Here is a 26,160-nt window from a genome sequence, read left to right as displayed (position 1 = left end):
GGTAAATTTTTTTCGGATATTACAACGTCATTATCCTTTTTTATGGAACTGCTTTATAGAATTATTGGCGTTTCAGATGAGTAGCTATGAGGAGTTTCAACATTTAATACAGCAAGATCTAGAAACTTTTACGAATTTAGAGCGGATTTTAAGGTTTTTATATTTATAGTGATTCAGTTTTAGCGAGAAGGTAGTCGATTGCACAATCGGAGTTTCAATAGACCTGTAGCGTATGGTTTAATCTTTTCAAAATTGAATTTTTATTCTGTTGTTTAGCTGATGTTACCATTAAACATTTAAAATGGTCTGATTTTATTGTGCACTATGACGGTTTCAATACTTTATGTTACCTTATCTTGATTTGAAGTTATGTTCCTCATGTAAAATAGAATGCACTTAATATTGTTAATTCACATGTCTATTTTAAAGAGATTTCTCTCAAAGTGTGTCACATCCATTTTATAATAACGTTCGTGAATGGTCTAAAGCCTTTATGAAGTGTATAAAGCTATTATGCTTCCCATTTTTACGTTTTCAAGGTGAAAGGGGTACCTCCCTATACTATTTTAGCTCCCAATGTTGCGATAATCTTTGGTATTTCAGAGCGTTCAGAAGAAGAGTTTTTATTCCTTTCTTCAAGTGAATTTTATTGATGCCTCAATTTTTCCTGTTATGCGTGAGTAGATGATTGTGAGTGATTTTAATGTATAGAGATTTGAAATGAGATAATCCTATGATATTTGAGACGCTTGCTCAATATGAATAATGATAAATTATCTTTATAAATCAAGTTATTAATTTATTTTTGTGTTGAAGATTATTCTGGATAAGAATTTGTTCAAGAAAGAGGATTATCAAATGATGTGCCAGAAATCCCAAAAACTTAATTTACTCTAAATAATAGGTGAAAACAGTTTATTTCGTTTGAAAATAATTACAATTAGCGTGAGGGATTTTTCATCATCAACTGTGACATAGAAAAAGAAACAATACACATAAAGGACCTTTAAATGATCTTTGAAAGATTTTTTAAGCTCCTTTGGTTATTTTATAAAGCGAAAATTTTTTCTATTAATTAACTAACAGACTAACCATCTAACAAATTATGATGCAACTGTCGTTTTAAATGTTTGCTTTCGAGCTCTTCATAAATATCAGTAACAGACAGTAGATTATCGATCATATAAAAAAATTACATTTGTTCAACTTAGATTTGTGATAGATATATTTATTTAAGACAAAGTAAAAAATAAGAAAATTTGAGTGAGCCATTTGAAACAATTATGTTTATAAAACTGATTTTAGCTTTTCACTATCAGTATTAAAGGCGATTGGCCAAGCTTTCTTGGTTATATCGATTGCTTGATCATATTTGAGTTCTGCTGAAAATAATAAATTCTTTTAATTGATGAGCAAAAAAGAATTCAGAGCTAAACCACTATGTGTTTATTGGAATAAATTTTAAATTCACCAAAGTTTGTAAAGCCCAATTTTTTATAAATGCTAATTCCCTCGTGAGAGGCTTGCATACCAATAACATGATATCTCTTTCTTTTTAAATGCTCAATAGCAATTTTTGTCATGAATGTCCCAATACCTTTTTTCTGAAAATCTGGCTTGGTGACAATATCATACAATCCACCAATCCCATCCGCTTTAATACAAAAACATATTGCTATAGGATTGTTATTTATATAACCAACGAACATCTCTACATCAGAGTCTTTTTTATAACAACGCCCTATTGTTTCATAAAATATAACTGCTTCTTCATTAAAAGGCTCGAAGACTGATGCCATAACATTTCCATAATCTCTAAAATCTTGAAGTGATTCAACTTCCTTGATTTTGAAGCTATCTGGCATAGAAGTAACATGTGAGTCTATATCTTGCGCTAAAGCTGCCATTCCTACCTCTGTTTCAACATGCTCTAAGCCAATAGATAAGAGAACTTCATCAACTTTATAATGAGATGAATGAGGTCCAACCCACTAAACTAAAGGTAGTTTCTGCGCATTAAAGGAAGCGATTATAGATTTTGCCTGCTCTACAGGTATAGTTTCTTGTAAATTTTTAGAAGAGATAATATTGAATGTATCTGAAGCGAATGTTGAATTAATAGAAGACACGCCATTTGAAAAATCAACAACCTTCATTTTAGGGCACAATTTTGGTAAAAAACGTACTTTTGAACAAAAATTATTCATCTAATGATAAGTCAATTTTTGATTTGTTTAACATTTGTTTTTCTTGTCATTGCTCATCATTTCTAATTAATCTTTTATACGGGGGCTGTAAAAAATCCGTCTAAGTTAAAAATTATTATCTTAAATCTAAGCCCCCAATCCAATAGATGCTTCATAAGAAATTACGAATCTTAGAAAAACTTTGAAAAAAAATAAATTGATACAAGATCGAGTGGAAAAATATACAAAACCTGCTGGCAAGCTACATACAGCTACAACAACCGATGACAAGCTATAACTCCACACAAGAACGAATAAATACAAAATTCAATGGAGCGGGCGATGGGATTCGAACCCACGACCCCAACCTTGGCAAGGTTGTGCTCTACCCCTGAGCTACACCCGCTTACCGATTCGATATATGTCTTGTCTGTATGGCGTAGGCTTCTACGAATTGCAACAAAAAAATATCATTTTAGTTTGATTTATTTTGTCCATGTTTAAATAAAATGAAATAAAGATTGATTTTAGAAAATTCTTCAGTAATAGATTATTCTTTTTTTAATTTTTGCATGGAGAGGGGTGGAATATAATGTTGAAGAGAATAAATATATTAGGGATTATCATTGCAACTGTTTTTATGATGAACAGTGTTGCAAAGGCAGATGACCAAGTTAAACGCGTTAAAGTTGCAATAACGCAAATTATGGTCCATCCTGCTGCGGATGCCGTTCGTAAAGGTGTGGAAGATGTTCTTACAGAAAATGGTTATAAGCAAGGTGAAAATTTTCAACTTACCTTTTTATCAGCGCAGGGTAATATTTCAACAGCAACGCAAATTGCACGTAAATTTGTTGGTGATAAACCCGATGTTATTGTAGCAATTACCACGCCTTCAGCACAAACGATGCTTGCGGCAACAAAAACAATTCCTATCGTTTTTGCGGCGATTTCTGATCCTATCGGAGCTAAAATCGTTTCTTCGCTTACCAAACCTGGCGGTAATATGACGGGGAGTTCTGATCGTATAGATGTTGCAGAAAGTGTTAAACTTTTACAAGAAGTAAAACCAGATTTGAAAAAAATTGGTTATCTCTATAATGCTTCTGAAGCAAATTCTGTTTCAACACTTAAGGTGTTAAAAGATGCGGCAAAAAAAGTTGGAATTGAAATCATTCCTTCATCAGCACCAAAACCTTCAGATGTTCAGGCGGCAACACGGGCTTTAATAGGTAAGGTAGATATCATTTTTATTCCCGCTGATAATACGGTTCTTTCTGTTTTAGAGGGGGCAGTAAAGGTCTCACAGGAAGCAAATGTTCCTGTATTTACTGTTGATGCTAATTCTATTGGACGCGGTCCCTTTATGACGCAAGGTGTGAATTTCTATGATGTAGGGGTTGATGCTGGGAAGTTGGTTGTGCGTATTCTAAAGGGTGAAAAGCCTGGTGATATTGATGTTGTGCAGGCGGCTAATAATGACATTCGAATTGATATGAAAGCAGCAAAAAAAGCGGGGATTGTTATTCCGCAGGCAGTTATTGATCGTGCAACAAAAGTGATTCAATGACTTTCATTGATAGGATGTTGATACAATAAAATACGTTAAGTTTTCATGGGGATTGTCTTTACATGAATATATTTGCGTTTTCTGGCGCTGTAGAATTAGGTCTTATTTATGCGTTTGTGGCTATAGGGGTTTATCTCTCTTTTCGCGTTTTGGACTTTCCTGATTTAACAGTTGATGGCTCATTTCTTCTTGGGTCTTGTGTCTGTGGCGTCTTGATTCTTTTAGGTTTTAATGCATGGACAGCTATGGCATGTGCTTTTTGTGCAGGCATGGTAGCTGGTTTATTAACCGCTCTGTTGAGTTTGCATTTTGGTATTTTGAATCTTTTAGCTTCTATTTTAACAATGTCGGCACTTTATACGGTTAATCTTCGTATTATGGGAATTATGGGAGGGTCTAATGTTAATTTAGCTCTTGCTGATACGGCGTTAACGCCCTTTTATAATCTGTTTGGTTTGTCTGATATTTTTGTGCGTCCTCTTTTCGTTGGTATTGTGTTGCTCGTTATGGCGTTTTTGATTTGGCGCTTTTTGGAAAGTGAGATTGGTCTTGCTATGCGTGCAATGGGCGCTAATCCACGCATGGCGACGGCGCAAGGTGTTCATACATCAGCATTGATATATTTTGGAATGGGGCTTTCCAATGCGTGTGTGGCACTTGGTGGTTCTCTTTATATTCAAACTGCGATTGCAACAGATATTACCGGTGGAATTGGAACAATTGTTTTTGGATTGGCAGCCGTGATTATTGGTGAAACTCTCTTTCGTACGCGCAATATTTTTTGGATTATAATCAGCTGTATTGTAGGGTCTGTACTTTATCGTGTGGCGGTGCAATTTGCATTTGAAGCAAATGGCATTGGTATTGATACGTCGACAGATCTTCAGTTGATTACTTCGTTGTTGGTTGTTTTAACCCTTATTGTGCCACGCTATTGGAGGAGGCATAAACGTGATTGAATTTTTTCATGTTGGGGTCACATTTAAACCGCAAACACCTTTGGAAAAACAGGCTTTAATTGATATTAACCTGAAAATTGATCAGGGTAGTTTTGTTACGGTTATTGGTTCAAATGGTGCTGGTAAATCAACTTTGCTCAGTGTTTTAGCGGGTGCAACGCTTCCCTCAACGGGGAAAGTGGTTATCAATGGACAAAATGTTTCTAGGCAATCAGTCAGTGAACGCGCTGGAAAGATTGCTTGTGTTTTTCAAGATTCTTTAGAGGGAAGTTGTGGTTCTTTAACAATTGAAGAAAATTTGGCTCTTGCTGCTCTTCGAGGAAGTCGTCGTGGTTTACGTGCGGCTTTAAATCATGAGAAACGGCAATTTTTTCGAGAGAAAATTGCTCAATTAGGCATTGGTCTTGAAGCATATATTCATAATCCTATGGATAGTTTGTCAGGTGGGCAACGCCAAGCAGTTTGTCTTGTGATGGCAACATTAGCACATGCGGATGTTTTATTGCTTGATGAACATACCTCAGCGCTTGATCCTGGAATGGCTGATTTTGTGATGCGGTTGACTGAAAAAATCGTTGAAGAGAAAAAATTAACGACTATCATGGTGACTCATTCTATGCGTCAGGCTCTTGATTATGGCGATCGTACCTTGATGTTGCATGGTGGAAAAGTGATTTTGGATGTCTGTCATGAAGAGCGTAAGGGCTTGGATGTAAATGATTTAATTGGCATGTTTCAGAAAGTTCGCGGGGAAGTTCTTGATGATGATGAACTGTTAATGGATTAATAGTGTGGCTCAGAAAAAAGCACATGAAGTTGATCAGTTTCTAATGCGCTTTTCACGTGCTTTTCCTATTGTTCTCATTTATGGGCCAGATCGTGGTCTTATTTGTGAGCGTGCACAATGTTTTGCAAAACTTACACGGGTAGCAATAGAAGATCCATTTTCGACAATTCGTTTGGATGCTGCTGAAATTGATAAAGATCCTGCACGTTTAGAAAATGAAGCGCGTACGTTATCGCTTTTTGGGGGAGATCGTTTGATATGGATCTCTAATGCTGCTAACCAAAAAGGTTTTCTTGCTGCCTTAAAGCTTTTAATTGAGAAACCACCAGAAGCTTGTTTTATTCTCATTGAGGCAGGGGATTTAAAAAAAGGAACAGGGTTGCGCAATGCTGTTGAAACAGCATCAAAAGCGATGGCTTTGCCCTGTTTTGCCGATGATATGCGTTCTCTTGACGGTTTGATTGATGAGGTTTTAGGACAGTTTAAGAAGACTCTTTCTTTAGATGCACGTAGATGGTTGCATGAATGTTTAGGGGCGGATCGCCTTGTATCACGAGGTGAATTAGAAAAGCTTTGTCTTTATGCTGCAAATGTTCGTATTACTCTTGAAGATGTGAAAGCTGTTGTAAGCGATGTCAGTGCTCTTTCTCAAGATGAAGTCATTGATGCTCTTTTATTGGGCGATATATCAGGCTTTGAAGCGCATTTTAACCGACATGCAGCAGTGCAGGGGGCACTTTTTTTAATTTTGAGTACAGCTCAAAGGCATTTTCAGCAATTACAGCTATTGCGTTATCAGGTAGAGGTTGAAGGAAATTCACCTTTTACGGTGGTTTCTCAGGCACGTCCTCCCATTTTTTTTCAACGGAAAAAGATCGTTGAACAAGCTTTAAAATATTGGAAGTTAGAACAAATTTCTTATGCAATGGAAAGAATTCAGAGTGCTGTTTTAGACAGTCGTAAAAATCCACTTTTGGGCGAAGCTATCATTCGTCAAGTTTTGTTAGGGCTTACAATTATTGCACGACGCCAGATGGCAGCTTAACAGCCTAGAAATATAATGATTTTTTATTTTTGGTATACCACAGAGGTATTTTCAGTAATTAAAACTGTTATGCTATCAAGTAGAGGTTGAGGGAACTTGTATTTTTGAGGATGTATTTTAGGAGCTTGAAAGCTTGATAGAAATTTTTCTTCAAAAGAAATAGTTTATTTTCAAAAGGCCATTTTGAAACAGTTTTATTATTTTGTTGTGTCGTAAAATACTGTTTTTTAGGGTAGTGATACGAGGCCCATATCAAATTTTATGTGTTCGATGTTTTTTTGTGTGGGTATTTGGTGAATATTAGGTTGGTTCATAGAGTCTTAATGGAGTAACACCCCCGTGTAAAAAAGAGTATCTCAAACAACAGAAGACACTTGTATGGTAGATTCATACGCTTTCTTAGAAATATTTTTCAATGCGCGTCATATCTATTTTGCGGCGGTGTTTATGAATGGTGTAGAAGTAAAGTTCCTTGTGAAGAATATAAAACCCATAGAGCAACTCTATCTTTATGCTTAATAAAAGTGCAAGTCGACACTCATTATATACTTTGCTAGCCTCTAATGTTGCTACAGTTTTTAGCATTAGAAAGCGTTTTTCATCATTTTTGCTCACATGTCTTCTTGTGATGTGTAGACAAGAGATTTTAATTGATAAGAGGGTTTGTGATGGAAGAATTTTACAGTATTCGAAGTTATGATTCAAATTGAAAAAAGTATTATTTTTATAAATCAATGTATTATAGATTAATTGAATCACATAAAATAGTGAGCCAGAGGAATCTTTTAGACAAGAAAATGAATTATTTGCAGATTGGTATGAATTAAGAATCTTCGTGGGATGAGGAGAAAGTCAAAATAGATTATGATGAAAATGACAACACCTATGGGGAAACTTTTATGTTTGATATAGAGATGATTATCTTAGCAATGAATGTGTCTCATAAACAGAGCTAGCCATTGTTTATTATTAATAATTTATTATTTTTCATATTGAATCAATCAGAACAATGTCTTTTGCACGTCATAAGTGGGGGCGTGTGGATAAAAATTGTGCAAGAAAGCACTAAAATGCCTCTTATGAATGCTCTCAAATTCCAAGGTTTTTTGCAACATTGGGGGTAGGAAAATATAATGATAGTGTTTTATTAAGTGTGAAGAGGGTCGTGCTTAATAGATTTATAGTTATAACATTTACGAACACTGTCGTGAGATAGGCTAGAGAGCGAGATGCCTTTTTAAAACAAACGCATGAATTTGTAATCCAAATCTATTCTATTTAGGGCGTTCTGTTTTACGTGAGGGGTGTGATTCCATTAAAGGGATATTCGGTGTTTTTATTATCAAACTTTTTCTTTATTGAGAGGTCGTGTTTTTCTCATATTTATTTGATTTATGGTATCCGGAATCTGGAGAGGAAAATGTTTTTAATGGTATCTTTTGGTATGCGTTGTTTTACGGTGTTTTCAATATTCGCGAAACTTATGTTGTTGTTGTAGGTGGAGGCTTAATACGTTTTTATATAGGTCTGATGTACAAATTAATGAACGTATCGGGATAATTGGAGAAGAGCTAGTGTCTGCTTACGCTTTTGATGTGTTTTTTTGTGAGTAAAATTAGTAAGATAAAGTAAACTGATGGGATTTTATGTAGAGTCGTTGTTATCCTCATTGAGAGTGCATTTTATTTTGTTTCGGTGATGCGCTTTGATCAGTAATTAAGAGGGAGTTTTAGAGCGTGATGTTAGATTTCTCGTCATTTATTTTTTATGTGTTTTCTAGGTAAAGTGATCTGTTGTCAGCTTGCGCAGGTGATAATTGGTAAACTGCGTTATTCTTTATTCCCTAGTTGTCATTTTTTAATGTTTTACGCATAACTCTTGAACAAACAAACAAGAAAATTGTGATTTTACAATTAGTCTTTATTGCCATTTGCAAAGAATCTTTGAAGGTGAAAGATGCTCCATATTCAGTTTGAAAAAATAGCACTCATTGGGATCGGTCTGATTGGGTCTTCTTTAGCAAGAGTGATTAAAAAGAAAAATCTTGCGGCTCAGATTTCTATTGCAACACGTCGTCCAGAAACCCTGAAAAGAGCGCGTGAATTGGAGCTTGGGGACTTTTATACGACAGATAATACAAAAGCTGTTGAAGGAGCAGATTTGGTTATTCTTTCTGTTCCTGTTGGGGCTAGTGCAGAAGTGGCAAAAACCATTCGTGATCATTTAAAACTTGGAGCGATTGTGAGTGATGTTGGTTCTACGAAAGCGTTGGTTATTGCGGAAATGGCACCTTTATTGCCAAAAACGGTTCATTTTATTCCAGGGCATCCAATTGCTGGAACGGAATATTCAGGACCGGATGCTGGTTTTGCTGATTTATTTATGAATCGTTGGTGTATTTTAACGCCTTTTGCGGATAGCGATGCTGCTGCTGTCGCACAATTAACAGCGTTTTGGGAAGCTTGTGGTGCGCGTGTCGAAAAGATGGAACCTAAGCATCATGATCTTGTTTTGGCTATTGTTTCACATTTACCCCATTTGATTGCGTATAATACTGTTGGGACAGCGAGTGATTTAGAAAAAGTAACAAATTCGGAAGTAATTGCTTATTCCGCTTCCGGTTTTCGTGATTTTACGCGTTTAGCATCTTCTGATCCCGTTATGTGGCGAGATATTTGTTTGCATAATAAGGATGCTATTTTAGAAATGTTGAGCCGTTTTAGTGAGGGGCTTACTTTTTTAGAACGGGCAATTCATTTAGGAGATGGTGAGACACTGTTTAACTTTTTTACACGTACGCGTGCTGTACGTCGCAATATTATTGATGCTGGACAGGAAATTGATGCTCCTGATTTTGGACGTCAGAGTGTTTCTAAAAAAGGGTGAATAAAAGCAAGGGTTTTTTGTTGAATTTCGTTGGTTTTTTCTAGAAATCGATAAGAAGTTTTTTCTTTATTCAGTCATAGATTGCAATAAAAAAGAGTGACGATTGCTCCGATACAGATAACCATGACTTTAAAAGGTTTTATGTGTGCACGATCATCTTGCTTAGCTCTCTATAGGGCATATAATGTACAGAAGAGGTTACTGATCTGTAGAAGTAACAAAAAAATGAGGTCGTTGTAGAACTTCATAGAGTGGGTTATTGTTTTTGTTTTGGTATAAAGTCGGGCTTGACCGTATTGATTATTGACCGTTATATTGCAACATTGCAAAATGTTTATTTGCAGAGCTTTGATGATTTTTATAAAACTTGAAATAGACTGAGGAAGAGTTTTACCAGAAAGTATTGAGTTTTGTTAAAAAATATCTTTTGGTATAGCTATCGTATTTTGGGTGACGCAGTAAGTCATTATTGGCGTGATAATGGGAGTGCTTTTGCAAGCCATGTTGCGCTATCGGGGCTTTTAGCATTTTTCCCTTTTTTTATTTTTGGAACATCGTTTGCTCGTTTTCTAGGTGCTTTTACCTATACACCGCAAAAAATTAAAGCACTGGTGCAGTTATTGCCTGATGTTATCGCAGAGCCTTTATCTCAGGAAATTGTCAATGTTTTAACCATTCATCGAGGAGGTGTGTTGACGCTTTCTGTCATTGGAGCGGCTTATTTTGCTTCTAATGGGATAGAGGCTTTGCGTACGGCTTTAAATAAAGCTTACCGTGTTACTGATCGACGGAGTTTGTTGTTTTGTCGTTTTCAAAGTCTGTTTTTTGTAATCCTTGGAGCTGTTGGTCTTGTTGTGATTAGCTTTTTATTGATTCTGGCGCCTTTGTTGATCAAAATTATGCAAAATCATTCTTTTTTTATGACTGAATATATTGCTGCTATTCGTGTATGGCGTTATACAGTTGCAATCATTATTTTGTTTATCAGTCTTTTGATTGTTCATAAATGGCTTCCAGCAGGGCGGCGGAAATTTATAGATATTTTACCAGGAATAGTGGTGACAATGTTTATATGGTTTATGGCTTCTATCGCTTTTGCGCAATATTTAACGATGTTTGATTATATTTCTACCTATGCAGGGTTGGCATCTATTATGGTTGCTATTATTTTTCTCTACATATTGAGTGCAATTTTTATTTTGGGAGGAGAAATAAACGCGGCGATAATGTTTTATCGCAAGGATTTGCAACATTCAGATGAATGAAAGAGTTTATTATTACTTGAAAGCCAAGGTATGAGTATCCCAATAAAGCCTGCTATCACTTTGTTGATTGATGCAGATGCTTGTCCCGTAAAAGATGAAGTTTATCGTGTGATGAATCGTTATCAGCTTAAGACATTTGTTGTGGCAAATCGTTCTTTGTCCCTTCCAGATGAAGCACTCATTGAAAGAGTGGTCGTTTCTGGTGAATTCAATGGTGCTGATGATTGGATCGTAGAACATGTGCGTGAGGCAAGTATCGTTATTACCAGTGATATTCCTTTAGCAGCGCGGGTTGTGCAAGCTGGGGGTTTTTGTCTTTCGCCAACGGGGCGTATTTTTGATGTAAATTCAATTGGTCAGGCTTTGGCGATGCGCAATTTGATGGAAGATTTGCGTGGACAGGGCAGTATAATAGGTGGTCCCCGTCCTTTTTCTCGTAAAGACCGTTCTGCTTTTTTGTCAGCACTGGATCTTGTTATACAACGTTTAAAAAGACGCGGTTATTAAAGTTATAGGGCTTCTTTAATGACTGCTTTTATAAGTGCTTTGGCATCGTCATTGGCCCATGGAGCTACACCATTGAAAGAAGCAATGAGATATCCTTCTTTATCAATGAGCAATGTAATGGGGAGTCCTAAAGCGAGCCCCTGTTTTCTAACATTGTTGAAAATATCCATTGTTTCATCGCGATAGTAAAGCAAATTATCTGAATGAATATTCTGTAAAAATTGCTGAATTTTTTCAGGAGAAGCAGTTTTATCGATATTAATAGCTATGACATCAAAGTTTTCTCCACCTAATTCACGTTTTAATTGCGCAAGTTCAGGCATTTCTGTGCGGCAAGGTGCACACCAAATAGCCCATAGATTGACCAGCATTGGTTTTCCGGTAAATTCGCTGAGTGTGCGCTCTTTTCCTTGAATATCCTTGAAAGAGAGTTTATTCATATCTGAGAGCGTATCAGCAAATCGTATGTGGCTAAAAAAGCCTTTTGCTGCTTTTCGTATCGCCATCATTTTTTCTGCTCGTGCTTTATTAATGTTTATTTCTTGTGCTTGTGCTGCTGAAATGAAATTGAAAAGAAAAAACTCTCTTTTGGTATCGTAGTTTATGGTTGCGTATAAACTCAGTGCAATGATAAAGAATGCAAGGGAGAGTTGCCTTTTTTTATTGTTTTTTTCGCTGATGAAAATTTGAAAAATCATAATTTTGTCCTTTGGATGGGTGTTTTCAGAATATGACAGATGAGAAGTTAAAGAACCAAATGTGGGGTGGTCGGTTTGCGGCAGGTCCTGCTGCAATTATGGAAGAAATTAATGCCTCTATTGATTTTGATCAAAAACTTTATCGACAAGATATTGAAGGTTCTCTTTCTCATGCAGCTATGTTAGCGCAAACGAAAATCATTTCACAATCAGATTATGAAAAAATTGTTCATGGTTTGAAACTTATTCGCCAAGAAATTGAAGACGGTAAATTTGTTTTTTCACGAAAGCTTGAAGATATTCATATGAATATTGAAGCGCGGTTGAGTGCGTTGATTGGTCCTGTAGCAGGACGTTTGCATACGGCGCGTTCACGCAATGATCAAGTTGCTGTTGATTTTCGCTTGTGGGTACGTGAAGCAACGCAAAAAATAGCACAAGCTTTAAAAGGATTGATAGAGCAATTACTTATTCGCGCAGAACAACATGTTGATACCTTTATGCCAGGCTTTACGCATTTACAATTGGCTCAACCCGTAACATTGGGTCATTATATGATGGCTTATGTTGAAATGTTTGGTCGAGATTTATCGCGGATGCGTGATGCTGTTGAGCGAATGAATGAATCGCCTTTAGGGGCGGCTGCTTTAGCGGGGACAGGCTTTCCAATTGACCGTTTTATGACAGCAAAAGCGCTAGGCTTTCGGGAACCTACACGCAATTCAATTGATAGTGTTTCAGATCGTGACTTTGCATTGGAATTTTTAAGCGCTGGCGCTCTTTGTGCAACACATCTTTCGCGATTGGCGGAAGAAATTGTCCTTTGGTCAAGTGCACAGTTTTGTTTTATTCATTTATCAGATGCTTTTTCAACAGGGTCTTCCATTATGCCACAAAAGAGAAATCCTGATGCGGCAGAGTTAGTACGAGCGAAAGCAGGTCGATTGAATGGTGCACTTATGGGATTGTTAACGGTGATGAAAGGATTACCGCTTGCTTATTCAAAGGATATGCAAGAAGATAAGGAATATGTGTTTGATGGGGCTTTGAGTTTGGAATTATCACTAGCAGCAATGATAGGGATGATTGCTGATTTGAAAGTGAATAAAAAAGCCATGAAACAAGCAGCGGATTTAGGGTATGCAACAGCTACAGATTTTGCGGATTGGCTTGTACGCAATTTAGGGATTCCTTTTCGCAAAGCACATCACATCACAGGGTGTGCTGTGGCATTGGCAGAAAAAAAACAGTGTCGCCTTCATGATTTATCATTAGATGAACTTCAAGCAATTTGTCCTGATATCAATGCGACACTTTTTGATGTTTTGACCGTTGAAAAATCTGTTGAAAGTCGTAAAAGCTTTGGGGGAACAGCGCCTTCAGAGGTTCTTCGGCAAATTGCGTATTGGAAAAAGCGTCTCGTGAGCGCTTGAGTGATTGTATTTTAAAGGTAAAAAAGAAATCGAGATGAGGAAAGAGGACAGATGAAAATTATATTAAAGGGGTTGGTGATTGTCCTTTTGGGGGGCTTGGGTATCGTTGGGTGTGGGCGTAAAGGGTCATTAGAGTTACCTCCTTCAACAGGAGTGAATTCTTCACAAGGAACTTTTGTTTCTCAAGGCAAAACAGATAAACCTTTTATTCTTGATCGGTTAATACAATAGGAATTTTTATGCGTTTTTTTTCTTATCATCAGGGTGTGCTTCACGCTGAAGATCTTTCTCTTTTGGAACTTGCGCGGGAAGTTGGAACACCTTTTTATTGTTATTCAGCTAGCGCAATCGTTGCACATTTTAAAGATTATCAGAATGCATTTCATGATATGCCGAGTTTAATTGCTTATGCGGTTAAAGCGAATTCCAATCAAGCAGTTTTACAACTTTTAGCTAACAATGGAGCGGGAGCTGATGTGGTCTCAGAAGGGGAATTACGGCGTGCACTTGCTGTTGGTATTCCTGCGCAGAATATTGTTTATTCTGGTGTTGGTAAAACAGTGAGAGAAATAGATTTTGCTCTTGCACAAGATATTTATTGTTTTAACGTTGAATCAGAGCCAGAACTTGAACAATTATCGGCGCGGGCTGCTGCGCTTTCAAAAACAGCTCGTATTTCTTTACGCCTTAATCCTGATGTGGATGCTAAGACTCACAAGAAAATTACAACAGGTAAGTCTGAGAATAAATTTGGTATTCCACTGTCTTTGGCGGGTGATGCATATAAAAAAGCAGCTCAATTGCCCGGTCTTCATGTGTGTGGTGTTGATCTCCATATTGGCAGTCAAATTTGTGATTTAAAACCGTTTGAGGATGCATTTGTTATTGTTGCAGATTTTGTGCGTCAATTATGGAATAATGGTTATGCGATAACCCATATCGATATTGGGGGCGGGCTTGGTATTCCTTATGGTTATGAGCAGAATCCAGTACCTTCTCCTTTTGAGTATGCAGCACTGGTAAAGAAACATATTGCGCCTTTAGGGATCAATATTATCCTAGAACCTGGGCGTAGTATTGTTGGTGAAGCCGGTGTGTTGGTGTCATCGGTTGTGTATTTAAAAAAGGGGGAAGGACGAAATTTTGTTATTGTTGATGCGGCGATGAATGATTTCATGCGTCCAACACTTTATGATGCGTGGCAAAATGTAATGCCAGTGAAAAAAACACCAATAGATGCCCCTCTGATTAATGCTGATATTGTTGGTCCTATTTGTGAAACTGGTGATTATTTAGGCTTGGAACGTTCTTTACCAGTGTTGAAAGCGGGTGATGTTTTGATGTTAACAGGAGCAGGAGCTTATGGCGCAGTGATGGCAAGCACTTATAATAGTCGACTTTTGGTGCCGGAAGTTCTGGTTCAGGATACGCGTTATGCAGTCATTCGTCCACGCCTTGATTATGCACAATTGATAGGCTGTGATCATATTCCAGATTGGATTGAGCCCAAATTAGATTGAGCATTATTAAATATTTTGGGTCTTATTTTTACTAAACTTTGATGAAACAATTTATTTTCTAGAAATTGTTTTGTATGGGGTTTATGATCTTAATGCACCACGATAAAAGGGGATAAATGCTTGTTTATGAAAAATAAAAACATCAAAGGTTTTGCAATGAAGCTTTTGTGTGTGCGCATTTTGATGTGGGGGATCCTTTCATTTGAACGGATGTGGGTACGGTTGTTGCCATTTTTCCTCGTTCTTAGTCTCTTTTGTTCGTTTAGCTGGTTGGGACTTTTTGGTATTTTGGGCTATTGGTCACATTTGCTCTTACTTGGGGTTATACTTATTTGTGCTGGGGCGAGTTTATTTTTTCTTATTCGTTTTCGGTTTCCCACAATGCGGGAAGTAAATTGCCGCCTTGAACGCGTCAATGATCTTAGACATCAGCCTTTGAATATTCAGACAGATCGTTTATGTTCTGAAAATGATGAAGATTTTAGTGCTGTTATTTGGCGTGAACATCAACGCCGAATGGCAAAGCAATTATACCATTTAAAAACGGGATTTATCTCTCTTAATAGTGCGGATTATGATCCTTTGGCTTTGAGGGCTTTGTGTGCTCTTCTTTTTGTGTGCGCTTTTAGTTTTTCTTTTGGTTCACAAGGGGGGCGTTTGGCTGATGCCTTTGATTTTCGTCCTGTCGTTGATGAAAAACTCATGCGGATTGATGCTTGGGTAACACCACCTGCTTATACCGGTGTGGCACCGATTTATTTGACAAAAGATGAGAAAACACAACTAGAAATCCCTGAAGGGAGTAATGTTGTTGTGCGTGTTGTCAATGGGGCTGGCATTACAGTAAAAGCAAAATCTGTAGAAGATGGGAGGGAAGTTTCGTTTTCAGAGAAAACGGAACAAACAGCTTTGAATGATCCAATTGTTCATTTTGAAACACATTTAAAGCATTCAATAAATTTATTTGTATCATCACGTCGTAAAAAACAGCAATGGCATTTGCAGATAATTAAGGACACGCGTCCAACAATTCATTGGTTGGAAAAACCAGGGAGGATTTTAACGGGATCATTGGAGTTACGATATGTGGTGGATGATGATTATGGTGTGACAAAGGCTTTTGTTGAAATAGAGCCTTTTCTTCCTCAGAATAAAAGTGCTTCTTCTCTTTATAATGCTCCGGAAATAGAGCTTCTTCTTCCGCGTGGTGGAAAGGGGAAAATGCGAATGGTGCAGGATATATCAGCGCATCCATGGGCGGGTTCGCAAGTCAAAATTACTTTGGTGGCAGAAGATGGTGCGGGGCAGAAAGGGCGTAGCAAAACTTTTGTTATGATATTACCACAGTGTGTTTTTTCGAATCCTGTTGCACGCGCAGTGGTTGAACTGCGTCGTTTATTAGCTCTTAATCCTTTAGCGCGAGAGCGGGTACTTGATATGCTTTCTGCTTTGCTTGTGCGTCCAGAAAAGGGGTTGCAAAATGCATCGCATTTTATTGTTCTACAAAGTGCGTGGACAAGACTTTCTTTAGCACAAACAGACGAGGATTTGCGCGATGTGGTGGATTATTTATGGCAAATTGCTTTGGGTATTGAAGATAATCAGCTTGAATCCGTGCAAAAAAAGTTAAAACAAGCACAAGCTGCTTTACGTGATGCACTGCGTTATGGTGCTTCAGCGGCAGAAATTGAACGGCTTATGGCAGATTTACGTCAAGCTATGGATGAGTATATTCGTGCTTTGGCTGAAAAAGCACCGGATAGTCAAGTTTCTAAAAATTCTAAAAGCTCAAAAAGTCCTAATCTTTCTGAAGCTACATTACAAGAAAAGCTAAATTTAATTGAGGAAATGGCTAAAACAGGCTCTTCTTTAGCAGCTGAACAACTCTTGGCGGAAGTTGAACAGACGCTTGATCATTTGCATGTGCAAAAAGGCAATCAAAATGAGGGAGAAAAAAGCCAATCTGCACAAATGAAAGAAAAGATGGACCAGCTTGGAGATTTAATGCGTCGTCAGCAAGAAATTCTCAATGAAACACATCAGTTAGAGATGGAACAAAAACGCGGAGAAAATGTACCGGAAACACAAAAAAAATCTTTAAAAAAACGTCAAGCTGAATTGCAATCTGAATTATCAACATTAGAAAAAGAATTATCAGAACGAGGATTTGAAACAGGGGGCGCATTGAAAAGGGCAGAAGAAAAAATGAATTCTGCGGAAAATGCGCTTGATAATGGAAATCATCAGGTATCTATACAAAATCAGTCTGATGCTTTGGAATCTTTGAGGCAAGGTGCACAAAATGTTTTGAAAAAAATGCGCGAAACACTTAAAGAAACGGGAGATGAGCAAAATGCTGATTCTGGTCCTAAAGATCCGTTAGGACGTCCACTTTCTTCAAAAACAGATGAAGAACAAGAAGGCGAGGCACTACCACAAGAAAGTGATCAAATGCGTACGCGGCAGATTTTGGATGAAATTCGCAAACGTCTTGGTAAAGAGCATCTTTCAGAAGAAGAAAAAAACTATCTTGAAAGATTGCTTCATTTTAATTAACCAGTGTTGGCTTTTTTCTTAATTGATGTCAAAAACAGTGTATGAAGAACCTCTATGGGGTTTATCTCCAAAAAAATGATTAAAGTGCTTGTAAGGCAATAATCATCCTGTTGTACTGATTTTTTAATCATTTAAGTTTAAAATATGCAATATTGAAATGTTCGCTATTGCGGAAAAAAAGCAGAAGTCCATATAGGTTTGGTATATGAAAATCTGTAATGTTTGAAATTTGTTTCTACATGGTATGTTGAGTTGGATATCGTTACGCTGAAAGATTTTTATGCTTCTGCACTTGGACTACGTGTGCAAAAGACGCTGTGTGACCAATTGAATTTATGGTGGCCTGATCTTACGGATAAACGGATTATGGGATTGGGTTATGCACTTCCTTATCTTTCTACATTGCGTGAACGTGCCCAACAATGTTTTGCTTTTATGCCTGCTGCTCAGGGTGTTTCGCCTTGGCCTTGTTCTGAGCAAGTTGCTACAGCGCTTGTTTTTGAAGAAGATTTGCCGCTTCCTGATGCGTCAGTTGACTGTATTTTATTAGTACATGCATTAGAATATACAGAAAATTCATTTGAAACGTTGAATGAAATATGGCGTGTTTTAGCACCCAATGGCCACTTGATCGTTATTGTACCTAATCGCTCTGGCTTTTGGGCGCGCAATATTACTACGCCCTTTGGTTATGGCGAACCCTATAGTCGGCAACAAATTACTCGTTTGTTCGAAAAAACAAATTTTGTTTCTGGGCCAATACAAGAAATTGTACACTATATGCCCTCTACGGGGTATTTTTCGCGGTTGTTCTCATTTTTTTACGAGCCATTTGCTCGCTATCTTTTGCCTTATTTTGGTGGACTCTTAATGTGTCAGGCACAAAAACGTGTTTATCAGGGTTTGCTCGTACAGCGTCGTCAGTCGCGACGTATTTTTATTCCTGCTTTATCGCCACAGACAAGAAATATTTTAATTTATAAAGATAATTAATCATTTTGTCATTGTCATAAGAACCGCAAGTATAGAAGGATTCTCTTATTTCAATTTTTTGCATTTACAATTTAAAAATATTCTTTTGTACATTAATATGTGGAATTGGTATGTGAATAAAAATCTCAAGTATCTATATACCGAACCATATTTCATGAATAGTGGAAACATTTTAAAAGAAAAAAATACTGGTATCTTCGTAAAAATAGCAGAGATCCAAGGGATCTTGCATAATATGGTTTATGGTGGTTAAAAACTGTACAAGGAAGGATTAAAATGCTTCTTATGAACCATCTCAAGTATCAAGGGCTCCTCTGCAACATCTAGATCTAACATAAGTGTGTGATGGTGCTGGCTTATTCTTTTATAAACGTAAAGATGGTGGTGCTCAGTGGCTTTATCGTTAGGATAAACATTTAGCGTTATATCATTAATTATATAACCTCTTAAGAGGAGATAAAATCATAAAGAATAGAAGAAAATTATAAAGATAAAAAACATCTCTCAATTTAGGCTAGTGAATGTGAGATAAAGCAGTGCGTGGAGCGGTTTTTCTGAAAAAATAATCATAAATAGCAATCATCTAAAGATGATAGTTATGATCAAGAATGTTGCTAAAAGATATCACGATTATTTATATGCGAAACATATTAAAAACTTTAGAAAGAACAAAAGCATGTGAAACAGAAGTTACAAAGTATATCGTGAGGGTTGAAAGCATTTTTGTTTTTGGTTCTCATGTTGGAATATTTCGTTTTTTATTCATAATGTTATATATTTTGTCATAAGAGTACAGATAAGAGTAAGTTCTATGTATATGTAATAGCATTCGAATTATACGTGAAGTTTTTTCATCTCGTTTCTGTTTTCATTTAGGATATTAAAATTATTTTTGAAACAGAAAATCTCGAATTAAAGATTTAAACGGTAACCATTTTGATCTGTTATGAGAATTTGCGCATTGGACGGATCGTTTTCGATTTTTTGTCGCAAACGATAGATATGGGTTTCTAAAGTATGGGTGATAATATTTTCATTATAACCCCAAACTTGTTCTAACAATGTTTCACGGCTGACAATTTTATCATTGGCATGATAGAGACATTTAAGGATCGCTGCTTCTTTTTCTGTGAGACAGATTTTATTGTTGCATTGATCAAGAAGAAGTTTTTGTCTTAGTTTAAAAGTATAGGGACCAATATGAAAGGTTGCGTCTTCATTTTGTTCATATTGGCGCAACTGTGCCCGAATTCTCGCTAATAGCACCGCAAAGCGAAAGGGTTTTGTTACATAATCATTGGCGCCTGTTTCAAGATCTAAAATATTATCACAGTCTGTATCATAATTTGTTATCATGATAATGGGGGCACGAAATCCTTGGGTGCGTAATTGTTTAACGGCTTTGTAGCCATCAAGATCAGGAAGTTGAAATCCCAAAATAGTGAGATCAATATTTTCTTCTTGGATTATTCTCATTCCCGCTTCTGCTGTTTTTGCTTGGAAAATTTTAAACTCTTGATGCATTTGAAATTGTTCTACTAAAATGGGGCGTAGATCATCGTCTTCAACGATTAAAAGAGTATAGTGGTTCATGTTTTTCCTTATAGGCATGTTGATGCACTGATTGATATAGTTTCATGAAAAATGAGATTTCATGCAAGAAAAATTAAAAGAAGAAAATTAAAAAAGAACGCTTCTAAAAAATAAACTTTTATAATTTCTAATGGTTGCTTGCTGAAAAGAAGGTATTCCGTCTGCAGAGTATTTTACGTATTGGTTGGAAGCGTTTTTTATGTTCTAGAACGTGTTTTAGCTATTGAGTGTCATCATCTTTACGCTTATGGAGAAACAAGCTAGCACTATCATTCACTTTGCCAGCTCGTGGGTGTTGCGGACAGTCCTTGGCACTTGAGACGATTCATAGGAGGAATTTTTAGTGCTTTCTTTCACGTTTTTTATCTATATGGGACTTTCTCCGCTTAGAATGTGCAAGCAAATAGCTTTTGATTGATTCAATATAAAACAGGTTGGGAATGAGAGAATCCTGCGGTATGAGGCGCACTCGTCCAACATGCAAAACAATAAACACGCAATATGATTCGTTTTTTAAGTGTGAAGAGAATTGTGCAACACCTAGCACATATGCACTGTTTAGGAGAATTTCACGATCATTTTTATTGTTTTTTATCCACGTTCAGTTTTGTTTTTTCGTTGCATTTGTGTGCGAAGGGGGCTGTGTGTTATGTTCGTGGTGTTGCTTATTATAATTGTTGAGTAAGCCTTGCCTTTAGCAATGCCGAAAAGATGCATCATAAAGAGGTTTTTTGTGTAATTTGGAAGGAGACTGTATTGAGAAAGAGTGCAGGATAAAAAATGACAAAGAAAAATATCATATTTATACATTTAGCATGAGAATACCTCAACAGAAGGATGTGTTGAGCTTATTCTTCTGCGCTATGAAGCATCTTTTTATATGAGTTAATGAATAAAAATTATTGTTTTAAGATAAAAGCATTTCCTCCTTAAGGTTGCCCATTAAACAGACTTCTTTCCATTCATCTTCTGTTACGGGTTGCACTGATAAGCGGCTGGCTTTGACCAGCACCATATTTGCTAGTTTGGGATTGGCTTTAATTTGTTTTAATGAAACAGGTGTTGGCATGTCACAAAGTGCACGGATGTCCACACATTCCCAGCGTGGATCAGAGCTTGTAGAATCAGGGTGCGCTTCAGCACATATTTCTACAATTCCTACAATTTCTAAACCTTTATTTGAATGATAAAAAAAACCTTTATCACCATATTTCATAGCGCGCATATTGTTACGGGCTTGATAATTGCGTACACCATCCCATTGTTCGCCATCAGCTCCTTTTTTCTTTTGCATCTCCCATGACCATTTATGGGGTTCAGATTTAAAAAGCCAATAAGCCATGAGTTCTCCTTTTTCATAGACTGTTATGCATTTTTATAAGCATCTTTGTAATACCATCAACGATGATTTTTAAAATGGGGTAAAGAACGACTATTATCTATTTTTTCTTGTTTCAAAATAATGTGTAGTAGAGAGACACGCTCCATTGATATTTCATGTTGTATAAAAGTATTTTGCTCTTTGCTTATCTTTTCAGCTATGGTTTGAAATGCGGTTACTATAAGAGTTTGTTGGAAAAAATTAAGAAAATTGGTTCTAAAAAGCTTTAAGATTACAATGACAATGAAACGAATAAATGATCAAAGATGATGAGGTCAACGAATGGCATTCATATCTATGCTTAGTGGGAGAGAGTAGATCTTATTATGCTGTAAAATACCGTCATTTGAAGTGTAATGATATAAGGTAGTTTTTTGAAACATGAAGTTTTTAAGAATGTGTGGTGAATATTTAGGTTTACGTGTCGATCTTTGGGTTAAGTGAATTGTGTTAGTGGGAAGCAGGTGGAATCTGCTCGATAGAGAATTCGGACTATCTATAGACCGGATTGAGTAGAAATCTTCGTTCTTTAAGATGTGTGTAGGACGTCAATTTTATTATGCTTTTGTTCCACGGCGTCCCATCCCGATCAAGGGCGGGGCTTTTTCATCTAATGGCCAGCGTGAGCGGGGTGCAATGTCAAGAGAGTTTGTTTCTCCTCGTACGAGTTTTTGTGCACCGGCAAAAGCAATCATTGCAGCATTATCGGTACACAAGGAAAGAGGAGGGGCTATAAATTCAAAACCATGTTGATGGGCAAGTTTTTGCAACGTAGAGCGAATGGCTTGGTTTGCGGCAACACCGCCTGCGACAACCAAAGCAGGAGAACGCTTTTCTTGATCATGAGAGAGAGGATATTGGTGGGCAAAGTGCTGTAGAGCGAGGTGAACGCGATCACGTACTGTATCGGTTACGGCGGCTTGAAAACTTGCGGCAATGTCAGCAATATCATTTTCTGTAAGAGGAGCTATGGCTGTTGCGGCTTGTCGAACAGCAGTTTTGAGTCCTGAAAAAGAAAAATCTAATCGTTTTTCACCTTTTAAAGGACGTGGAAGAGGGATGCGATTTTTATCACCAAATAAAGCTGCTTTTTCAAGTGCTGGTCCACCAGGATAAGGAAGACCTAAAAGTTTTGCTGTTTTATCAAAGGCTTCTCCTAATGCATCATCAATAGTGGTTCCTAAACGTTGGTAGTTGCCTACTCCATGAACAATGATTGTTTGTGTATGACCCCCTGAAACTAAAAGTAATAAATAAGGGAAGCTGACGTTGTGCGTTAACACAGCTGTTAAAGCATGTCCCTCTAAGTGATTTACCGCAATAAATGGTTTGCCAGTGGCAAGAGAGAGTGCTTTTGCGCTCATAACGCCTACCAACAATCCTCCTATCAAACCAGGTCCACTGGTGGCTGCAATGCCATCAATATCTTTTAATTTTGTGTTTGCTTCTGTTAGTGCTTGCAGAATTAAATGATCAAGAACTTCAACATGGGCACGAGCAGCAATTTCAGGAACAACACCGCCGTAAGGTGCATGGTGATCAATTTGACTCCAAACAACATTGGAAAGAATTTGGCTGTTTGATTCATTGTTATACTCAATGACAGCTGCTGCCGTTTCATCACAACTTGTTTCTATTCCCAGCAGACGCATTTTAAACAAAACCTTATATTGAAGCTTCTTTCCTGCGTGCGTACCATGAACAGAAAAAGATGCAAAGTATTTCTCTTAGAATTGATTTTTCTATGAAAAATATGTGTTTTGGCATTTTCTTTGAATTTTATGATATCATGGATTAAAAAATAAAGCTGTATTTTCGAGTATAAAATGCAAATGTTTTTTTTAAAACTTGTCTATTAAAGGCGATAATTGTAAATATTATTGAGAAAAGCTGCGTTTTTAAAACTTTTTTCATTTTATTATTTTATCATTAAAAAAAGTGTGCACGAAAAGTGACAGAGATGGTCGATTCTTCAAAACCAAAAGTTAAACCACATTATGCTGGTACGCGCCGTAAGAAACCAGTTATTGAACATGAAGCTGTTCCCCATGATTCAGAGGAAAAAATCCATAATTCTGTAGAATCTCATGCGCGAGAAAAACAGAATATGCAAGGTCAGGATAAAAGTATCTCTAGTACAACTTGGCTTTTCTTGTCCCTTTCTGGGATTTTGGGAGGATTCATTGCTTTGGGAGTTTTTATGGGGCTTCAATGGGCTGGTTTTTTTCCTTCTCCTTTTGTGGAAAATTCTGCTGGAGGAGAAAAAGCTTTGCAGATTGCTGAAGCCGCAAAAAGTCAAGGTGAAGACACAAAGGAACAATTGAGGCGGGTCTTTCAAGAAATTGATACGTTAAAAACAGAGTTTTCTTCTTTTTCATCACAACAGTTTAAAACAACGAAAAATGATGAACTATCGAAAGAAGAAAGCAAAAAAGCTTTTGCGATTTTAGAGGAAAAAGTAAAAGCTCTTGAAGAAACTGTACAAACTTTTGTTAGAAAGTCGAAAGAGATAGAGACGGCTTTGTCTGTTGGGCAGAGCAATGCAAATGATCTTGCTGCGTTAAAACAACAGTTAGAAGCACTACAGGAAGAAACTGCTGTTAAAAATAGTGAGAAAAAAGAAATAGATACCGCGCTCTTTACTGCAATTAGTTCATTAAAAAATGCTATAGAGCGTGGTGGATCTTATAATAATGAATTAAAGCTGTTGCGGCAATTATCGCCTTCGATTAATGGACTTGATGTGTTGCAAAAAACAGCTACTGTGGGTCTTCCAAGTTCAGCACAACTTTCAGTTGATTTTGCTCATGTTGCTGATGCAATTGTTGGTACGCAAAATCTTGTTGCGTCAGATGCTGGTTTTTTTGACCGAATTTTAGCGTGGATAAAAGGGCTCATTGTTTCGCGACCGATTGGAAATGTTGAAGGGACAACGCTGGGGGCTATTGCGGCACGCATGGAAGTTGCCATTCAAGCTGGTGATTACGAAAAGGCTTTGAGCGAATGGCAATCATTGCCCCAAAGTGCAAAAGATGTTTCAATGGATTTTGTTAAGCAGCTTGAAAGACATATTGCTATTCAACAGTTGTTGCAGCAATTGTTATTGTCTGTGCAACAAGGATCTTTTAAAGCAACAAAGATGTAAATAGGCCCAAGATGATACGTGTTTTTATTTATATTTTTGTTGTTTGTATCCTCGGTTTAGCTTTCACGTGGGTTGCTAATCACAATGGTATTTTTGTTCTCACATTTTTGCATTTCAGATTTTCTGCTTCATTTCTTACAGTGTTAAGTGTGCTTATTTTATTTTTTGTAACGCTGGTGCTTTTATGGTGGTTATTGTCTTTCTTTTTTTCCATACCGAATGCTCTTTCCAATTATTTTTATAAACGCCATCAAAAGCGTGGTTACGAAGCTCTTTCAAAGGGGATTCTTGCAACTTTTGCTGGTGATAGTATGGTTGCGCAAAAAATGGAAGCACGTGTTGCTAAATATCTTGCAGGGAAACAAGAGCCATTGGTAAAACTCTTACAAGCGCAAACCTTGTCTTTACAAAATGACTCTGTTCGCGCCATCGGTCTTTATGAAGAGATGAGAAAGGAAGATCCGACAAAACTGGTTGGACTTTATGGTTTGTTTCGTGAAGCAATGAAGAGTAAAGCTTATGAGGCAGCGCAACAATATGCTGAAGAGGCACTGACTTTATCGCCAGCACTTTTATGGGCGCATCAGGCGGTGCTTGATCGGTTAAGTACTGAGGGTAAATGGGATAAGGCACTTACTATTTTTGAAAGAACGCAAAAAGCTCTCCCGCGTTCTATTCGCGCGATTCCAGAGCGGCAGCATATACAGGTTTTACTACTAAGTGGGCAGGCACTTTCTTTGTTTGATACACATCCTGTACAAGCACGTGAAGCTATTTTGAAAGCCCATAAATTGGCGCCTGATTTTGTTCCAATAATAGTTATTGCTGCTGATATTCTTTATAAATTAAACGAAACGCGTAAAGCGGATAAAATGATTATAGCGGCTTGGCAAAAGGAGCCTCATCCTGACTTGGGAGCGCTTTATCTTGAAAGAGAAGAAGGAGCCATTGGGCGATTGAAAAGGGCTAAGACACTTGCTTCTTATAATAAAGATGCATTTGAGTCGGCTTTCCTTATTGCTAAAGCAGCTTTGGATGCTGGTGAAACAGCATTAGCAAGAGAGAAGGCACAAAAAGCATTACAATGTCATCCACGGGAAAGTGTTTATTTATTGTTGGCAGATATTGAAGAGGCACAGGGAAACAATCAAGGTGCTGTGCGTCAATGGCTTTCTTTAGCACTTCGTGCTGAACGTGATCCAGTGTGGATGTGTGATGGGGCCATTTTTTCTTCTTGGTCAGTGGTTTCTCCAATCAGTGGACGTTTGGGCTGTTTTGAATGGAAGGCGCCTCCTTGTATGCCTTCTCTCACATTAGAGGCGGACAATATTGTGTCGAAAAGGCAAGACAAAGAGTATGTTATGGGAAAAAGTGATGATGTTGGAGATAAGAAGCTTGAAAAATTAACACCTGTAGATGATTCTCTTTTGCATAATGTGCAGGTGGAGAAACAAGATATAAAAGAAAAAGATGTAAAAATGTTCAGTCAAACTCACTTAAATGTTGATGATCCAGGGGTTAAAACAGAAGAAGAAACATCTTTATCGAGGAAAAAATTTCGTTTATTTTAAATTGCACCAATGTTGATAATACGAATGTTTTCTCAGAAGAAACAATTGACCTAGAAGAAAAAATA

At 37.2% G+C, this 26,160-nt stretch carries 20 protein-coding genes and 1 tRNA gene; 15 read left to right on the top strand and 6 right to left on the bottom strand.

Annotation, left to right across the window (positions count from 1 at the left end; translation table 11 throughout):
• Positions 1-1,430: 1,430 nt before the first annotated feature.
• Positions 1,431-1,907 carry a GNAT family N-acetyltransferase gene (locus ACFIL7_RS05505; RefSeq protein ID WP_375633918.1) on the bottom strand — a complete coding sequence of 159 codons (477 nt, stop codon included), beginning with the start codon at positions 1,905-1,907 and terminating at the stop codon, positions 1,431-1,433.
• A gap of 181 nt (positions 1,908-2,088) precedes the next feature.
• Between ACFIL7_RS05505 and ACFIL7_RS05500 the strand changes: the two genes are divergently transcribed.
• Entirely contained in the window at positions 2,089-2,211 is a 123-nt protein-coding gene (locus ACFIL7_RS05500) for a hypothetical protein (RefSeq protein WP_375633916.1), read from the top strand.
• Between the two features lie 306 nt (positions 2,212-2,517).
• Here the strand turns inward: ACFIL7_RS05500 and ACFIL7_RS05495 are convergent.
• Positions 2,518-2,592 (bottom strand) — tRNA-Gly (locus ACFIL7_RS05495).
• 186 nt (positions 2,593-2,778) lie between these two features.
• Here ACFIL7_RS05495 and ACFIL7_RS05490 point away from each other — a divergent pair.
• The 7 genes from ACFIL7_RS05490 (at position 2,779) to ACFIL7_RS05460 (ending at position 11,205) form a co-directional block, all read left to right on the top strand.
• Complete coding sequence (locus tag ACFIL7_RS05490; RefSeq protein ID WP_375633609.1) at positions 2,779-3,756, top strand: ABC transporter substrate-binding protein; 978 nt, start codon at positions 2,779-2,781, stop codon at positions 3,754-3,756.
• 62 nt (positions 3,757-3,818) lie between these two features.
• On the top strand, positions 3,819-4,715 hold the full coding sequence (locus ACFIL7_RS05485; RefSeq protein WP_375634319.1) for an ABC transporter permease: 897 nt from the start codon (positions 3,819-3,821) through the stop codon (positions 4,713-4,715).
• Entirely contained in the window at positions 4,708-5,502 is a 795-nt protein-coding gene (locus ACFIL7_RS05480; RefSeq protein WP_375618340.1) for an ABC transporter ATP-binding protein, read from the top strand. Before ACFIL7_RS05485 ends, ACFIL7_RS05480 begins: the two co-directional genes overlap by 8 nt.
• Before the next feature lie 4 nt (positions 5,503-5,506).
• Positions 5,507-6,547 carry a DNA polymerase III subunit delta gene (holA, locus tag ACFIL7_RS05475; protein ID WP_375633607.1) on the top strand — a complete coding sequence of 347 codons (1,041 nt, stop codon included), beginning with the start codon at positions 5,507-5,509 and terminating at the stop codon, positions 6,545-6,547.
• A 1,956-nt stretch (positions 6,548-8,503) separates the two neighbouring features.
• Positions 8,504-9,433 carry a prephenate/arogenate dehydrogenase family protein gene (locus ACFIL7_RS05470; protein WP_375683429.1) on the top strand — a complete coding sequence of 310 codons (930 nt, stop codon included), beginning with the start codon at positions 8,504-8,506 and terminating at the stop codon, positions 9,431-9,433.
• A 410-nt stretch (positions 9,434-9,843) separates the two neighbouring features.
• Positions 9,844-10,698: a YihY/virulence factor BrkB family protein gene (locus ACFIL7_RS05465; protein ID WP_375633605.1), complete on the top strand. Its 855-nt coding sequence runs from the start codon at positions 9,844-9,846 to the stop codon at positions 10,696-10,698.
• A 30-nt stretch (positions 10,699-10,728) separates the two neighbouring features.
• Positions 10,729-11,205 carry a YaiI/YqxD family protein gene (locus tag ACFIL7_RS05460; RefSeq protein WP_375642809.1) on the top strand — a complete coding sequence of 159 codons (477 nt, stop codon included), beginning with the start codon at positions 10,729-10,731 and terminating at the stop codon, positions 11,203-11,205.
• 2 nt (positions 11,206-11,207) lie between these two features.
• Here the strand turns inward: ACFIL7_RS05460 and ACFIL7_RS05455 are convergent, their stop codons facing one another.
• A complete protein-coding gene (locus tag ACFIL7_RS05455) occupies positions 11,208-11,903 on the bottom strand; it encodes a TlpA disulfide reductase family protein (RefSeq protein WP_375642810.1) in 696 nt (231 codons plus the stop codon).
• A gap of 32 nt (positions 11,904-11,935) precedes the next feature.
• Between ACFIL7_RS05455 and argH the strand changes: the two genes are divergently transcribed.
• The 5 genes from argH to ACFIL7_RS05430 all read left to right on the top strand — a co-directional run bounded on the left by argH (position 11,936) and on the right by ACFIL7_RS05430 (position 18,405).
• Positions 11,936-13,336: an argininosuccinate lyase gene (argH, locus tag ACFIL7_RS05450; RefSeq protein WP_375654846.1), complete on the top strand. Its 1,401-nt coding sequence runs from the start codon at positions 11,936-11,938 to the stop codon at positions 13,334-13,336.
• A 51-nt stretch (positions 13,337-13,387) separates the two neighbouring features.
• Positions 13,388-13,567 carry an LPS translocon maturation chaperone LptM gene (locus tag ACFIL7_RS05445; RefSeq protein WP_375618333.1) on the top strand — a complete coding sequence of 60 codons (180 nt, stop codon included), beginning with the start codon at positions 13,388-13,390 and terminating at the stop codon, positions 13,565-13,567.
• Positions 13,568-13,575: 8 nt separating this feature from the next.
• Positions 13,576-14,856 carry a diaminopimelate decarboxylase gene (lysA, locus tag ACFIL7_RS05440; protein WP_375683428.1) on the top strand — a complete coding sequence of 427 codons (1,281 nt, stop codon included), beginning with the start codon at positions 13,576-13,578 and terminating at the stop codon, positions 14,854-14,856.
• A 126-nt stretch (positions 14,857-14,982) separates the two neighbouring features.
• Positions 14,983-17,412: a TIGR02302 family protein gene (locus ACFIL7_RS05435; RefSeq protein WP_375683427.1), complete on the top strand. Its 2,430-nt coding sequence runs from the start codon at positions 14,983-14,985 to the stop codon at positions 17,410-17,412.
• Between the two features lie 222 nt (positions 17,413-17,634).
• Positions 17,635-18,405: a class I SAM-dependent methyltransferase gene (locus ACFIL7_RS05430; RefSeq protein ID WP_375632423.1), complete on the top strand. Its 771-nt coding sequence runs from the start codon at positions 17,635-17,637 to the stop codon at positions 18,403-18,405.
• A 912-nt stretch (positions 18,406-19,317) separates the two neighbouring features.
• Here ACFIL7_RS05430 and ACFIL7_RS05425 read toward each other — a convergent pair.
• From ACFIL7_RS05425 to tsaD, 3 genes are all read right to left on the bottom strand, one after another.
• Positions 19,318-19,998 (bottom strand): response regulator transcription factor, encoded by a 681-nt coding sequence (locus tag ACFIL7_RS05425; protein WP_375633600.1) that lies wholly within the window; start codon positions 19,996-19,998, stop codon positions 19,318-19,320.
• A gap of 907 nt (positions 19,999-20,905) precedes the next feature.
• Positions 20,906-21,340 carry an EVE domain-containing protein gene (locus ACFIL7_RS05420; protein WP_375634332.1) on the bottom strand — a complete coding sequence of 145 codons (435 nt, stop codon included), beginning with the start codon at positions 21,338-21,340 and terminating at the stop codon, positions 20,906-20,908.
• A gap of 596 nt (positions 21,341-21,936) precedes the next feature.
• The gene (gene tsaD, locus ACFIL7_RS05415) at positions 21,937-23,031 is read right to left on the bottom strand and encodes a tRNA (adenosine(37)-N6)-threonylcarbamoyltransferase complex transferase subunit TsaD (RefSeq protein WP_375671992.1); all 1,095 of its coding nucleotides are present in this window, start codon (positions 23,029-23,031) and stop codon (positions 21,937-21,939) included.
• Between the two features lie 308 nt (positions 23,032-23,339).
• Between tsaD and ACFIL7_RS05410 the strand changes: the two genes are divergently transcribed.
• Positions 23,340-24,524: a COG4223 family protein gene (locus ACFIL7_RS05410; RefSeq protein ID WP_375671991.1), complete on the top strand. Its 1,185-nt coding sequence runs from the start codon at positions 23,340-23,342 to the stop codon at positions 24,522-24,524.
• Between the two features lie 11 nt (positions 24,525-24,535).
• On the top strand, positions 24,536-26,095 hold the full coding sequence (locus tag ACFIL7_RS05405; protein WP_375642816.1) for a heme biosynthesis protein HemY: 1,560 nt from the start codon (positions 24,536-24,538) through the stop codon (positions 26,093-26,095).
• Positions 26,096-26,160: the final 65 nt, after the last annotated feature.

The organism is Bartonella sp. AP3QHHD, assembly GCF_042195765.1.
In the GTDB taxonomy this organism is placed as follows: Bacteria; Pseudomonadota; Alphaproteobacteria; order Rhizobiales; family Rhizobiaceae; genus Bartonella.
This window is presented reverse-complemented; position numbering and strand designations above follow the sequence as displayed.